Source organism: Variovorax paradoxus (assembly GCA_016806145.1).
In the GTDB taxonomy this organism is placed as follows: Bacteria; Pseudomonadota; Gammaproteobacteria; order Burkholderiales; family Burkholderiaceae_C; genus Variovorax.
The window spans coordinates 31575-46325 of record CP063168.1; the positions used below are offsets into that span (position 1 = coordinate 31575).

At 59.0% G+C, this 14751-nt stretch carries 10 protein-coding genes; 6 read left to right on the forward strand and 4 right to left on the reverse strand.

Annotation, left to right across the window (positions count from 1 at the left end; translation table 11 throughout):
* Positions 1 to 771 precede the first annotated feature (771 nt).
* Positions 772 to 1626, reverse strand: a complete 855-nt coding sequence (locus INQ48_42660) for an N-acyl homoserine lactonase family protein (protein ID QRF63342.1) — start codon at positions 1624 to 1626, stop codon at positions 772 to 774.
* A 189-nt stretch (positions 1627 to 1815) separates the two neighbouring features.
* A complete protein-coding gene (locus INQ48_42665) occupies positions 1816 to 3024 on the reverse strand; it encodes a CoA transferase (GenBank protein ID QRF63343.1) in 1209 nt (402 codons plus the stop codon).
* Between the two features lie 233 nt (positions 3025 to 3257).
* Here INQ48_42665 and INQ48_42670 point away from each other — a divergent pair, with 233 nt between their 5' ends.
* Positions 3258 to 3506 (forward strand): hypothetical protein, encoded by a 249-nt coding sequence (locus tag INQ48_42670; protein QRF63344.1) that lies wholly within the window; start codon positions 3258 to 3260, stop codon positions 3504 to 3506.
* Here the strand turns inward: INQ48_42670 and INQ48_42675 are convergent.
* The gene (locus tag INQ48_42675; protein QRF63425.1) at positions 3480 to 4754 is read right to left on the reverse strand and encodes an aspartate aminotransferase family protein; all 1275 of its coding nucleotides are present in this window, start codon (positions 4752 to 4754) and stop codon (positions 3480 to 3482) included. The genes INQ48_42670 and INQ48_42675 overlap by 27 nt on opposite strands.
* A 368-nt stretch (positions 4755 to 5122) precedes the next feature.
* Here INQ48_42675 and INQ48_42680 point away from each other — a divergent pair, with 368 nt between their 5' ends.
* On the forward strand, positions 5123 to 6622 hold the full coding sequence (locus tag INQ48_42680) for a PLP-dependent aminotransferase family protein (protein QRF63345.1): 1500 nt from the start codon (positions 5123 to 5125) through the stop codon (positions 6620 to 6622).
* A gap of 737 nt (positions 6623 to 7359) precedes the next feature.
* Here INQ48_42680 and INQ48_42685 read toward each other — a convergent pair.
* Positions 7360 to 8462 (reverse strand): IS3 family transposase gene (locus INQ48_42685; GenBank protein QRF63346.1). Its coding sequence is split into 2 segments (ribosomal slippage): positions 7360 to 8216 and positions 8216 to 8462, totalling 1104 coding nucleotides; the frame shifts between segments, so codons are not numbered across the junction.
* Positions 8463 to 8830: 368 nt separating this feature from the next.
* Here INQ48_42685 and INQ48_42690 point away from each other — a divergent pair.
* The 4 genes from INQ48_42690 to INQ48_42705 all read left to right on the forward strand — a co-directional run bounded on the left by INQ48_42690 (position 8831) and on the right by INQ48_42705 (position 14729).
* The gene (locus tag INQ48_42690) at positions 8831 to 10000 is read left to right on the forward strand and encodes an extracellular solute-binding protein (GenBank protein QRF63347.1); all 1170 of its coding nucleotides are present in this window, start codon (positions 8831 to 8833) and stop codon (positions 9998 to 10000) included.
* A 73-nt stretch (positions 10001 to 10073) separates the two neighbouring features.
* Positions 10074 to 11837 (forward strand): ABC transporter permease subunit, encoded by a 1764-nt coding sequence (locus INQ48_42695; protein ID QRF63348.1) that lies wholly within the window; start codon positions 10074 to 10076, stop codon positions 11835 to 11837.
* Positions 11834 to 13003: an ABC transporter ATP-binding protein gene (locus INQ48_42700; GenBank protein QRF63349.1), complete on the forward strand. Its 1170-nt coding sequence runs from the start codon at positions 11834 to 11836 to the stop codon at positions 13001 to 13003. Before INQ48_42695 ends, INQ48_42700 begins: the two co-directional genes overlap by 4 nt.
* 19 nt (positions 13004 to 13022) lie before the next feature.
* Positions 13023 to 14729: a gamma-glutamyltransferase gene (locus INQ48_42705; protein ID QRF63350.1), complete on the forward strand. Its 1707-nt coding sequence runs from the start codon at positions 13023 to 13025 to the stop codon at positions 14727 to 14729.
* Positions 14730 to 14751: the final 22 nt, after the last annotated feature.

Here is a 14751-nt window from a genome sequence, read left to right on the forward strand (position 1 = left end):
GGGTTCGACGTCGATGCATTGGCGGTGGATCTGAAGCTGATCCAATAGCTCACAGCGCTGAAGTTCATTGAAGCCGCGCAGAGCCCGTGCAGTCGGTAGACCGGGGTGGCAGGGATGCGTCGGCGGCAACTTCTCGTATAGCAAAAGCACGTCAAAGGCGAGTTCGTGCGGCGTGACGGAACGGCCGATCTGGTCGGTGCGCTGGAGCATGAACCTAGCTAGTGACTTCGGACAACTGGACTTCCTGCCGTCCGGTCATGCCGGCGGTGCGCTGCTGTTCCGACTGCTGTCAAGGCTGTACCAACAGACTCGAGTAGTCACGAGGATCAACCGAGGCGTCATCGAAAGGGCGATAGTTCTCGGCGACGCGAAAAGACCGCAGTTTTGCGTGATCTGTGGAGACGGGCAACGGAAGCCATCGCTTCGATCGCAACAGTGCAGCGGGAGAAACGCGCATCAAGGCCGCAAAGGCGCCGTCAAGGCGAATAAAGCTGACGCGTCGGCCAACGTTGATGAGCGTGGAAGGGCGCTACGGGATACGTTCTTCGCGCCTTGCTACGCGATACAGATATCAAGATGACGGCGGCATCGACAGAAAGCAGGGCGTATGCCGTACCGAACCACAGCCTGCGATCACAGTGGGAGGCTTTTACTCCTAGTTCACTTCTACAAATCGCCGCGGCCGTGATTGCCACCACGGCGAGCACAGTCCGATTCTATCGACTCGTCTTTTCTTGAGACAAAGATGTCACCCTCTGGCATGCGGGGCATTCAGTCCAGATATGCAGGAAACTGGGGCATCGCGCGAAAGTCGCCAGGGTCGTGGTGGATAACCAGGCGTGCAGCGGTGTTGCGCAGCAAGCGGTGAACACGGTCCATTGACGCGAGCGTGTCAGCGCGGCTGTCATTCGTGCCGGGGACGAAAGACTTGTCGAAGGCCTCGTGCGAATGGTAGAGGTCGCCAGAGATTAATACCGGGCCGGCCTTCGCAAGCTTGAGGAGCAGCACCTGGGAACCGGGGGTGTGACCTGGCGCCTTCAAGATTTGAACGGTGCCGTCACCGAAGACGTCGTAGTCCTGATCAAACATGATCTTGCGGGCTTCCTTGACGGTCTCGACAAGGACAGGGTCAATGAATGGGGGCGTGGGCACGCTGTTCGCCCAAATCAACTCACGCCGGCTCACCAACCATGTCGCGCCGGAGAATGCGGCTGCGTTGCCGAGATGGTCAAGGTGCAAGTGCGAGACTGAGACGTATTTGATGTCGGTCGGCGCCAGACCAATCGACCTTAACTGCGAGGCGAGCGTAGTGCCTACTTGGAAGCGCAAAAGCGATCCGAACGCAACGCCCTCCGGCGATGCGGCGTACTTGTCACCCAGCCCTAGGTCCCAGATCAGGTCTCCTTTGGGATGGCGGATCAACCAGCAGGGCGACACACGCTCGCCGCGTTCGCCCGTGTGCTCAAACGTGTCGGAAAGGCGGCCTAGGTCACTCGTCTCATAGCGCCCACAGTCGAGCGCATACAACCGCATTTCAGAAGGGCTGTTCACGGTCTGCGCCACCGCGGTCAATGAAAGTGCCAGCAGCGCAAGCGCTGCGCCTAGCAGAGACGTAAGGCGTTTCATCAGCAGTTCCTATTCTGAATTTCTTGAATACGAATTGTCGTACGCTGCCGCGGCGCTAAGGAACTCGACGTTGCGGCGATCTCGGTTAAGCGGTCGCCGCGAGGCTCGCGACACGGCATGCGAAGGAGACTGACGGAGGCCCGGATGCAGCTGCCAGTTCAAGTCTTTCTATAACGCAAGTTTGATTCTTCAGATTACGCAGGCAGCTTTGAGCTCAGCCAGCTTTTCTTCCGGCAAATCAAGCAGGGAGGTGAGAACATCGTGCGTGCCTTCGCCGAGGATGGGAGGCGCGCTGCGCACTGGCAGACGCTCGCCGTCGAAACGGTAGGGTGGCGCCATCACGTCGACGGTACCGGCTACCGGGTGCGGCTGCGCGGTCACGAGGCCGCCCCGGGTGGCGCGAGGGGACTGAAGCGCCTCGAGCAGGCCAAGCACCTCGCCGCAAGGAATGCCGGCGATGGCAAGTCGCTCGAGCAGCGCAGCGCGTGGGCGTCTGGCCAGTTCGGTATGCAACTCGGGTAGCAGCAATGCGCGGTTGGCCGACCGAAGGATGTTGGTCTTGAAGCGTTCGTCTGCAGCGAGATCGGGCCGCTCGATCACCTCGATGCAAAAGCGGGCGAACTGTGCGTTGTTGCCTACAGTGATGACGAGAGGGCCATCGGCCGCCTCGAACACGCCGTACGGAACTATGGAGGGATGCGAGTTGCCGCAGCGCGGCGGGTCCTCGCCCATCAATAGCGCCTCGAGGCCGAAGTAGGCGGTGATCATCAAGCCGCAGTCGAATAGCGCCATCTCGACGTGGCGGCCCTGGCCAGTCCTTTCACGCTGATACAGTGCGGCCAGCACCGCTTGAGCCGAGTACATGCCGGTGAACATATCGACTGCGGCCACGCCAAATTTCAGCGGCGATTGGCTAGCCTCGCCGTTGAGCGCCATCAAGCCGGCCTCGCCCTGTACTAGAAGGTCGTAGCCAGGCCGTGCTGCTTCGGGGCCGGTGCGGTCATAGCCCGAGATCGAACAATAGACAAGGCGCGGATTATCTTTGCGCAGCTGCTCGTAGCCCAGGCCCAGTTTTTCGATCCCGCCAAACTTGAAGTTCTGGATCACCACATCGCACTGGTTCGCCAAGTCGCGCGCCAGTCGCTGACCCTCGGGCGTCTGCAGGTCAAGCGTGACGGATCGCTTGTTGCGGTTGACGCTGTTGAAATAGGCGGTCTCGGTCTTGCCCACGCGCAGGCCCCAATCGCGGGTGTCGTCGCCACGGCCAGGGTGCTCGACCTTGATGACCTCGGCGCCCATGTCGGCTAGCACCATGCCACACCATGGGCCCGCAAGAATGCGGGACAGGTCGAGGACGCGTACACCAGAAAGTGGCAGCGTGGAGTTCAGCGAGGACATTGGTGTCTCCAGGAAGGCGTAGGAATTATTTTGGTTCTGAAAAGAGGATCCGCTCATGCTGCGCCTGTCGTAGCGTCGTGCGAGGCTTCGAAAATTCGACGAACTTCGGCAGGTTCGAACTCAGCTTGGATGGCTCTCGGGCAGGGCAGCGGATGAGGTTGGATCCGTAGGAAGCAGTCTGCCCGCCGCAGTCGAAGCCGCTTGAGGGTCGGCGATGCCATCGTCATCGGCACATGTCGCGCCACCTCGATGTGGCCAACAACGCCGAGGGGAAGGCAGCACATCGCGAACATGCGATCGTGAAAGCCTATCTACGTCAAGCCTGCGATCCATCGATGCTGACGGAGCGCAGGCCAATGCAGACCAAGCTGCGAGTGCTGATCGATAGCTGGCTCGCGAGTCAAGGCGCGTGCGTGCCAACCCAGATTCGTGAAGCTAGCGCGCTCTTCACTCGATCATGCTTCGCCGCGAAGAGCGCCTGAGGCTGCCCACTTCAATATGTCGCAGTACTGAGCGATATGGTCGTGAGTGTGAACCACACTCAAATAATTCTTCGCTGCTTGTCGATAGATGCCGGCCGAATACATGCGACGGAAGATTTCGCCTCCAAGCTTGTTGTTGGCTCGACGAGCAATGGCTTGGTTGGTGACCTTCTCTTCCGTGAAGTAGTAGTGGAACATTGGACCGATTCCGGTGATCTGCGCTTTCAAGCCGAGATCTCTGAAGACCGAGGAAACGGATTCTCTGGCAAAGTTTCCAATTTCCTCCAGCTGTTGAATGCCGCCTTCTTCAACCAGAATATCCATTGTGGTGTGGGCAGTCTCCACTGCCATTGGCGATCCATTGAAGGTTCCGCAATGGAAGCTGAATGTCGCCGGATCGCTGCCTGGCGTAAGGTGCTCCATGACCCACCGCTTCCCGACCAGAGCTGCGAGAGGGAGCCCGCCGGACAAGGCCTTGCCGAGCGTGGTCAGATCCGGCACTACGCCGTAAAGTTCTTGGGCGCCTCCGGGGGCGAGCCTGAATCCGGTCACCACCTCGTCGAAGATCAAGACGACACCGGCTTTTGTGCACTCTTCTCGCAATGTTTCAAGGAATCCAGGCTCAGGCGCTAGCGCGCGTTGAGCGGGCTCGCAGATCAGTGCTGCGAAACGCGTCGGATGCTTTTCGAGTAGTTGCTTGACTGCCGCAGCATCGTTATACGGAAGGACAACAAGGTCGTCGCCGACTCCGTGCTGAATGCCGGCACTCTCGGCGTACGGAGTCGGCTGGGTTGGGGATGACTCCATGGACCATGAAGCCAGATCGCTGTGACCATGCCAAGCGCCATCGAATTTGATATACCCCGAACGTCCCGTGACTGCGCGTGCCAGTCGGATCGCGTGCATGGTCGCCTCCGTCCCGCTTCCTGCGAACCGGACCATTTCGGCAGAGGGGACATACTTCGAAATTCTCGCGGCCAGATCAACGGCTCGGTCGGCGAGGCCAAAATAGTGGGTGCCACGCGCGGCCTGTTTCGAGATCGCAGCGACGATTCGAGGATGAGCGTGCCCAAGCACGAGTGGGCCAGCGCCAAGCATGAAATCGAGGCGCTTGTTGCCGTCGAGGTCGATCACATGGACCCCTTCAGCTCGGTCGATGACGAACTCTAATCCTGGAGGCTGTGTTAGCGAGTTCGTGGTTCCGCCGGGCAGCAGCACAGCGGCGCGTTCGTACGCCGCGGTATGCATAGCGGACCGCACAAGAGGTGCGTGGGAGAGAGACCTGAGTTCGCTGTTCATCATCGAAAAACTTCCTTGTTGAATGTGCAGGCTCGGCCGAGCTCCGCGTCCTTTAGCATGCATTATGATGTGCCATCTTGCAATAATGCAAGATGTTCAAGTGATCGTCTTGTCATTTTTGGTGTAGTTTCCGGATTGGCGCGATGGCGGGGTTCGCTCGTGCAAGGCCGCCGGTGCAGGGTTGCCACTCATGCAAGTAGAATGCATGCAGATTTGATCTTTTTGGCGGGAGAGCGGCCTGTCCAGGGCCCCACTGCTCGGTCGGCGGCTTCGCAGATTTGCGCGGCCGTGCGAGGTATGACAGCTAGGACTAAGTGATGCAAGAAGGCGAAAAGACGGTCTCCGAGGCGTTGCGGCTTGAGGTTTTGCGCGGAACGTCGATACCCGTGTACCAACAATTGGTCGATGGAATCCTTAGAGCGATCGAGGAAGGGCGGCTGCGCGCGGGTGATGCGCTTCCCTCAATTCGTACGGTGGCGGCCGAGCTCGCCGTGAATCAGATGACGGTGTCGAAAGCCTACAAGTCGCTGTCTGCTCAGGGGGTCGTGCGCGGGCAAAGTGGGGGAGGCACGCGGGTGCTTGAGCGCACGTCCACCGATCTAGGTATGGCTCAGGCGTGGCAGCCTGCTGAAGCGCTTGATAGATTTCCCGCGCGGATGGCCGAACTTGCTGCAGCGCCAGGGGTCATCGCGTTTACCGATGCGTATCCGCGATTCTCCCCCGATGATGTTGACGCGTTTCGCGAGTGTCTGGATCGAACGCTCACCACCTACGGAGCGAGTACTTTTGCGTACGGACCCCCAGCGGGAAAATACGAGCTCCGGGAGCTGTTGGCTGGGATCGTTGGTCGCGGTGGCGTCGCTGTGCATGCCGACGACCTGGTGCTCACCTCCGGGGCGCAGCAAGCCCTGGATCTCTCTGCGCGTTTGCTGCTTGGCCCCGGCGATTCCGTGATCGTGGAATCACCGTGCTACTTCGGAGCGCTTGACGTGTTCCGCTCGTTGGGCGCTCGCATCGTAGAGCTCCCCATCTCGAGCGAAGGCATATCTCCAGTGGATTTTGCAGAGGCATGTGCGAAATTTTCGCCGAAGGCTTTCTACACCATTCCAACGGTGCACAATCCAACAGGCGTCACGACGTCTGAGTTATGCCGACGCAAACTACTTGCCGTTGCTCGAAAGTTCGGTTGCGCAGTGATCGAGGATGATTATTGTCCCGAATTTAGCTTTTCAAGAGAGCACATTCCCACATACTTGTCTCTTGCGCAGGGTAGCGTTCCGGTCTTTTATCTTCGCAGTCTTGGGAAGATCTATCTCCCGGGCATTCGTCTAGGGTTTCTTATCCCGCCGGAACCACAGTTGGCCCAGGCTTTGCAGCTGAAACGATCTTCAGACATGCACGGCCCGTTGCTGTTACAAAACGCGGCTGAACTGTTCTTGCGGGACAGGGTAAGTAAAGCACGAGCCACACATGAACTTAAATCGATGCAGCAGCGCGCGTTGCTGCTGCATGACGAACTCTCTCGCTGGTTGCCGACTGGCTGTGGGACGCAGATGGTATCTGGGGGCCTCAGCTTTTGGGTGTCGTTGCCCAAGTCCGTGAAGAACGAGGATCTCTACTTTTCGGCGATCCGTCACAGCGTAGCTTTTTCGTTGGGCTCTGCGTTCGTGGATGCGTCCGCCGGAAGCTCAACCGGTCTGCGCTTAAGCTTCGGAGGGCTGGACACCGATCAGATCGAAGAGGGCGTCCAGCGCATCGTCTCGGTTTTGAAGTCGGTCTTTGGCGCGACCTCGGGCTCGGCGAACTATATCGTCTAAACGGCGCTACAACGCCGCGGCCTGTTCAAGAGGCGCCCCAACCACTCCATTGCAACCTCGAGCAGCTCGACGGTGAGCAATTCGATCTTCTAAGCCACTTGAGAGCGATTTGCCTGCCGCAGAGCGCGGAGTCGCGGCAAGCACCCGCTTGCGAGGTAATGGGCATGAGTTTGCCAAGCAGATGCAGCTCCTACACCCGTTCTCCGCCGTCGCCGGCAGTCTTTCGCTTACGCGTTTGGTCGGGGCGGTGACCGTCCCCACTTTCTAGCTTCATCGGCCGCCATCCATCGTACAGTGAACTTGCGCCGGGCTCGACCTGCGGTCAGGTGAGCGGCCACACGCCAGAGGCTGGCCAGCAGACACAAGCTATTCCGTCATTCCACAGCACTTTGATCCAGCCGCCGAGTCACCTGCGATAGACGGCGCCATATCCGGAATACGGGCCCAAGGATAGGCCGACTCCACCTACATCGTCAGCGTGTACGTGCTGCAGCGCGTATCCGCCACGTCCGCAAGCAGTCAGACCCGGTGCTCGGACCCGAACCAACCCATGCACTTCGGGACAGTGTGCGCAGCACCCGGCACGAGTGGTCTTGATCGACAGCCCATGTAGTCGCACTTGCGCGTCCGGGCACGTCAGGTCAACAAGTTGTTCCGCTGCGCGGTGACCTCGATGGCAAAAAACGGATTGGTCGGTAGTGGAAGTGACCTGCCCGGTTTAATCGAGACAGTTTTTCCTAGAAGACGGCGGGTTGCAGGTCTTGGCGGGGTTGCTGTTTGAACTCCGCCGGGGTCAAGTATTGCAGGCTGCTGTGCGGACGCACCTCGTTGTAGTGATTGCGCCAAGCTTCGATCAGGACAGCGGCTTCGCGGCGCGAGCGGAACCACTCGATGGATAGGCACTCGTCGCGGAACTTGCCGTTGAAGCTCTCATCGGTGCCGTTCTGCCAGGGCTTGCCCGGATCGTTGAGCACGGTGGCGATGCCCGAGCCCGAGATCCACTCCAGGATGGCCTGGCTGACGAACTCGGGCCCGTTGTCCGAGCGCATGAACAGCGGCGCCCCATGCAGGCTCACCAGGCGCGACAGCACCTCGATCACGCGCTTGGAGCGAATGGCGCCCGCCACGTCGATGGCCAGGCACTCGCGGGTGTATTCATCCACGACGGTCAGGCACTTGATCTGTTGGCCGCTGGCCGTGGTGTCGAAGACGAAGTCATAGGCCCAGACCATGTTGGCCTTGAACGGTGTGTGGATGCGTGGGCGCACCGAGGCGATGCGCTTGCGCGGGCGCTTCCTGGGCACCAGCAGGCCCGCCTGGCGCCACAAGCGATGCGTGCGCGACCAGCTCAACTCGAAGCCACGGCGGCGCAAGAACACGCGGATGCGGCGGTAGCCGTAGCGGGGGTACAAGGCCGAGAGTTCCTTCATCGCCGCGAGCACCGGTGCATCCTTGGCCGGCAGGCGCAGCTCGTAGCTGGGCGTGGCCCGCGACATGCCCAGCAGCCCGCAGGCACGACGCAAACTCAGGCCCCGTGCGCGCACGAAGGCCAGTTGCTCGCGCCGCGCCAGCGGGCTCACCATTTTTTTGTGTTGATCTCCTTGAGGATCTCGATGTCCAGATCCCGCTCGGCAAGCAGCTTCTTCAGGCGGCTGTTCTCAAGCTCCAGGGCCTTGAGCCGTTTGACGTCCGCTGCCTCCATCTGGCCGAAGTGCTTGCGCCACGCATAGATGGTGGCGTCGCTGACCTTGTGCTTCTTGGCGGCCTCGGCCACCGTGGTGCGATCTGCTTCGCGCAGGATCGTGACCATTTGCTCTTCCGTGAATCGACTCTTCTTCATGGGCTCCTCTTCGGGCGGGAGCCATCTTCCTAGAAATCAATGTCTCGGAGAAACCGGGCAGGTCAGAAGCGTCAGGACCGCGACCTCTACTGGAGGTGGTGCGCTGCCATCGCGTCGCCGGTCGCCCCCAGATGTTCACCGCCACGGTGAGCGCTCTGCACCCTTTTGGCGCTTGCACGGTGAGTTTCGCACCGTAGCGGGGTGCGTCGCTATTGCGAGGGAGGGTGTCCGCAGACCAACTCTCGGAGAACGTGCCGGTTTCGAGCCCCACCCCTCGGTGGCATGGCAATTGCACTACTTGTACTAGTGCAAACCATGACAAACCGGTGTTGACCTACTGCACGACATGCATCTACGATACAAGAGAGATGCAACAACAGTCCCGCCGACAACTGACGAAAGGCAAGCAAATGAAAAGAGGTTCCTTGACACACCCTCAACACAACCCGGCCAGCCCGCGCGCACCTTGGCTCGGGCTGAGTAGAGGTCTGAGTTCGATCTTGACGGCCGCGTTCTGTTTGGCTGGCGTGCTAGCGCCGGTACATGACGTTGCCGCCCAAGCCAAGCCGCTCCAAGGTCAGACCATCGTCGTCTACACCTTCGGTGGAACTCAGCTTGAAGTTACGAAGGAATTGGTCTTCAAACCCTTCGAAGCGGAAACCGGCGCCAAGATTGTCATTGACGACTCCTGCTGCACGCGCATGCCGGCCGTGCTTGAAGCCGGGCAGTTTCTCGGCGACGTGGTGCTCGGGCTCGACCGCGGAGGCATGTTGGCGCGAGCAGATAAGGGCTACTTGGTGGCAGATCCTCGGCTGGAAAAGATCGCGCGGGCACGTGGCGTACCCGAGCCATTCCCGTCGCCAAGCATGATGATCACGAACAGCTATTCGTACGTGATCGCCGCAAAAGACAAGACGGTGCCGCTGCCTAAGACCTGGGCCGAATTCTGGGATGCAAAGAAGTTCCCGGGTTCTCGGGGTCTTTTGAGGGTGGGGCCACAGGTGCAGATGGAGGCGGCTTTGCTTGCGGACGGTGTACCTGCAGACAAGCTCTACCCTCTGGATGTGACTCGCGCTTTGAAGAAGCTTGATGCGCTCAGGGCGTCCTCCAAGATTGTCGTGAACACTTCAGGTGCCGACATGATCAACAACCTTGGTACGGGTGAAGCAACGTACTCGTTTGCGTACAGCAACCGCGCTTTCATGGCGCAGAAGAACGGTATCAACCTCAACTACGGTTTCGACGATGGATTCATCGTTGGAAACGGCGGCGCGATCTTGAAGGGCGCCAAGAATGTCGACGGTGCAGTCGCATTGCTTGAGTACAACATGCGTCCGGAAGTCCTTGCTCGATTCGCGGAGCGAACTGGCATGGCGCCCTCCTATCCGGCCGCCACGGCAATGGTGGACGAAAAAATCCGACCGATGCTTCCCACTGCTCCGGCGAACGCAGCAAAGCAACAGATGTTGAACGATGGCTTCTGGCAGGCAAACCAGATTGAACTCAACAAGCGATGGGTCGGGTGGCTGGCTCAGTGAACTTCAAAGGCTATGCACGAGCCAAGCTCATTGATCCAAATCCCAAAGAATACGACGACGTTGTCGGGAATCCATGCATCTAGAACGTAAACAATCTCGGTTGCTTTCCCGGGGCGCCAGCATGCTGGCTTGGGGTGTTGTTGGTGCGTTTCTACTCATCACTTTCATCCTGCCCCTCTTCGTCGTGCTCTTTAAGAGCTTGGGCAATCCTCTTTACGAGAACTACGCTTCCGTTGTGCTTTCCGACTCGACGCGGACGATCATGCTGCGTACGCTCAAGTTGGGCGCAATTGTGACTCTGGTATGCGTACTGCTGGCCTATCCGGCGGCGTACGCGATGACCAAGCTCAGCAAGACGTGGAAGGGGATCGTCTTGGCATTAATCATTCTGCCGTTCCTTACTTCCTACCTTGTTCGAACCTATGGCTGGATTGCCATTCTTGGAAACAATGGGCCGATCGCGGCTGTGGCTCGATGGGTGGGGATCAATGAGTTAAGTCTTAATGGAACATTGCTGGGTTTGACCCTCGCAATGACCCATATGCTGCTGCCGCTGATGATCATGCCGCTGTTTGCGGCCATGAGCGCAATCGATCCGCGTCAACTGCTTGCATCAAACTCATTGGGCGCAAAGCCGGCGGAAACTTTTGTCCGCGTCTACCTTCCACAGACTGTCAGTGGGCTGATTTCGGGCGCGCTGCTGGTGTTCGTGGTCTCGCTCGGTTTTTTCATTACGCCGGCGCTGATAGGTGGAATGAAGGAAACGACGATCGCGCAGATTATCTACTCCTACATCAACGAGCTATTCGATTGGGGCCGGTCAGCAAGCTTGGCGGTCGTCCTGGTAATTGTCATTCTTGCGCTGCTGGTGTTGACTGGCCGATTTGTCAATCTGGCGAGTGTGTTCGGTGTCAAAGAGAAGGTGGGAACATCGCGCCGGATTCGCGCGCGAAGGCTTCAATCGAGTGGGATTCTTCGCTTAGTCGCGGCTATGGCATCTCGTCTCCCGGCTCAACGGCATGGCAAACGGATTGCAGGGATGGTACTTGCCCTCAATCTGGCAATTCTTACGTTGCCGCTCATCTACGTCTTGTTGGTCTCTTTCCAACCTCTGCGGCTTCTCGCTCTGCCCACCGATGGCTTCTCGCTGGCGTGGTATGGCATGGCGCTCAATAAAGCGGAGTGGTTTGAGGCGACACACAATAGCGTTTTGCTGGCGATTTCGGCAAGTCTGATTGCGCTGCCGGTAGGGTACTTTCTGGCGGCAAAGGCGCGAGCTGCAAGCCCCGGAATGGGCGCGGCGATCACGTTCATTGCGATTGGTCCCCTGGTTCTTCCCCACATCCTTCTTGCGTTGGGGCTCTACGGCGTCTACGTGCAACTCGGGTGGCTGGGGAACCTTGGCGCACTCGCGCTGGCCCACTCCGTTTGCGCATTGCCCTATGTGTTCGTAAACCTCTCGAATGGGCTTGCGAGCTACGACGTGCGTTTGGACCAAGCTGCGGCGAGCATGGGCGCCAGACCTATGAGAGCCTTATGGCGGATCAAGTTGCCGATTCTTCGCCCTGCATTGATCACTGCGGTAGCGCTGGGATTCCTCGCTTCCTTCGACGAACTCATCATCGCCTTGTTTGTGGCGGGCCCGAGCATTCCGACGCTTCCAGTGCGGATGTGGGCTGCGACATCCCAGAACCTCAGTCCGGAGCTTGCGGTAGTGGGAACGCTGCTCATTCTTCTCGTCATCGCGATCATCGCGGTCCTCAAACTGGTGCAAACGCGTCGGAGCTCACTGCAATCGACGCCCTCCGACGCGCCAACGAATCTTGTTTCCCCATGACTCTCGCCATTTCTCAATCTCGCACCCAACACCTGCACCCGGTGGATTCGCCAGCTGTGTCGGACACCAAGGCAGGTGCCGGTCGCATACGTTTGACTGACCTCCAAAAGCGCTATGGAACGGTGCGCGCCTTGGATGGCGTCTCATTGGACATTGAAGAAGGCAGTTTTGTTGCGCTTCTTGGCCCTAGTGGCTGCGGCAAGACAACCCTGTTGAGTGCAATTGCGGGCTTCGCGGAAGTGGACAGCGGCAGCATCGAGATCAACGGCGTCAAGTTGACGAAAAACACCCCCGCCTACGAGCGGAATCTAGGCATCGTCTTCCAGCACTACGCACTCTTTCCACACATGACGGTGCGACGGAACATCGCCTATCCGTTGGAAATTCGTCGCCAGGAAAAAAGTGCGATTGACCTCGCGGTTCAGCGTACGCTGGCAATGGTGGATCTCGCAGGCCTGCAGGATCGTTACCCAGGCGAGCTCTCCGGCGGACAGCAGCAGCGAGTTGCGCTGGCGCGCGCACTCGTGTACTCGCCTCCAGTGCTCCTCCTCGATGAACCTCTCGGTGCACTTGATAGACGCCTAAGGGACGTCATGCAAGCCGAGCTAAAGGATCTACATCGCAGGCTTGGAAAAACGTTCGTCTACGTGACACATGACCAGGACGAGGCGCTGGCGATGGCCGATCAGGTGGTCGTCATGCGTAGCGGGCGCGTCGAGCAGCAAGGTGCGCCCCTTGATTTATACGAGCACCCCGCGAATGAGTTTGTCGCACGGTTTGTCGGCGAATGCAATGTCGTGCACGGCAATTGGCGCGATGCGGGCGCCGGCTATGAATTGATCGAGCCTGCCTCTGGTTTGGTTTTGCATCGATGTTTAAAAAAGCCTCACGACCGCAATGCGTCCGTTGCTATTCGACCCGAGTGGATGCAGGTATTGGGCGGGAACGAGTCTACAAGCGCGCAACTTCAGCAACTCTCCTGCAAGACGCTGCAGACACGCTTCCATGGAAGCGAGTCGATCATGGATGTGTCGTCCCCGATGGGGGAACTGCTTGTACGTGTTCCGTACCGGCAACGACGCATCGTTGATGTCAACTCGGACTCATTCAATGTGGGCTGGAACCCCGAGGAAACGGTCTTGCTCGGCAGCTCTCGACAAGGTTGAAAGGTAGAGAGAAAAGAAGATGACTGGCAAATTCACCGAGTGGTCTCACCACAAGACGGAGCTGTGCGCATCCAAGGGTATGGTCGCGGCAAGACACCCGCTATCTGCCGAAGCTGGACTGCGAATTCTGGAGCAGGGGGGCAATGCCGTGGACGCGGCGATCGCGGCTTCACTGGCAGGCAGCGTGGTGCAGCAGGCGGCAAACTCGATCGGCGGCGGTGGCATGCTTGTTGTTTCGCACCCGACCAAGGGGAGCAGTGCGATCAACTATCTCTACGAAGCGCCGTCGCTAGCTAGCCCGGAGATGTTCCCTCTCGAGGCACATGCGGAACCCGGATTGTTCGGCTGGAAGGGGATTAAAGATCGTCTGAATGAGATTGGCGGACTTGCCGTCGGTGTCCCTGGTTCGATTGCCGGTCTCCACCTTGCCTCCCGTCAGTTCGGTCTTCTCGACTGGGCAAGAGTGGTTGCGCCGGCTATAGCGTTGGCAGAAGATGGCTATGCCATGGATTGGTACGGATCTCTGATGCTTTCGGTTCACGCTGACGAGATGCAGCCCTATTCGAGCACCGTGAAGCAGTTCTTGCGTGACGGCAAGTACTCGTATCGCCCGGCCGTCGTTGATGCGGCAGACGTGCATCGTCAGATCGAACTCGCCCGAACGCTGAGACTCGTTGCCGAAAGTGGACCGGATGGCTTTTACAAGGGCGAGGTGGCTAAGAGCATCGCTGCGGCAGTGAAAGCTGCGGGCGGGGTCCTTAGTGAGGCGGACTTGGCCCAGTACGCGCCGCGCCAGTCAGCCGCCGCTACCCTCTTGTACCGCGGTAACACCGTTCACTACGTCCCATACGCGGCGCCGACCGCGGCGATGTTTCTAGCGATTTTAGGTTGCTTTGACATCTCGTCCTATACGCCAGCTGATCCACGCCGCCTTCACCTGATTGTCGAGACCTTGCGGCGTTGCTGGCACTATAGGAACGCATTCAATGGGGATTCGGCCCTAGTCAAGGGCCCATGGAGCGGGCTCGCAAACGTGGAGTTTGCGAAGGCTGTTGCGGCAACCATCAGCCCGACCGAGGCGCGGCCGATGTCATCACCAGTCGACCCCTATGACTACTCAGGCGACGAGAACGGCGCCACATCTGCATCAGGCGCGCCTGGACGCCATGAGGGAACCGTCCATATCTCAGCAGCCGACAGCAGCGGCACGATGGCAGCATTGACCGAAACCGTGGTCGGCAACTTCGGTTCACTCGTTACGAGCGAGTCGGGCGTCTTGCTCAACAATGGAATGATCGGCTTCAGTCCCATCCCTGGTCAAAGCAATAGCGTCGCACCAGGAAAGCGACCAGCGACGAACATGAGCCCATTGATCGTAAAGCGACCAGACGGTCGACCGTTGCTGACGGTTGGTGCTTCGGGCGGTCGAAAGATCATTCCTGCTGTGGTGCAGGTCCTCAATCTGGTGATCGATCACGGCCTGGGTATGCAGGACGCCGTCGCGCATCCCCGTCTTGATATCGAGGGTGACAAAGTGATTCTCGATTCGAGGTTCGGCGAATCGGTTGCGCGGCAGCTGAAGGATATGGGACACGTGGTCGAGTTGCGTCGCGAGGACCTGTCTACTTTCGAGTTCGGAAACGCTTGCGGAATTCTGTCCGGCGATGACGGAAGTTTCTTCTCGGGCGTGAACCCCTTCCAAATGACCACTGCTGCTGGTCATTAGAAAATTTTCTCAGCACTCGCTC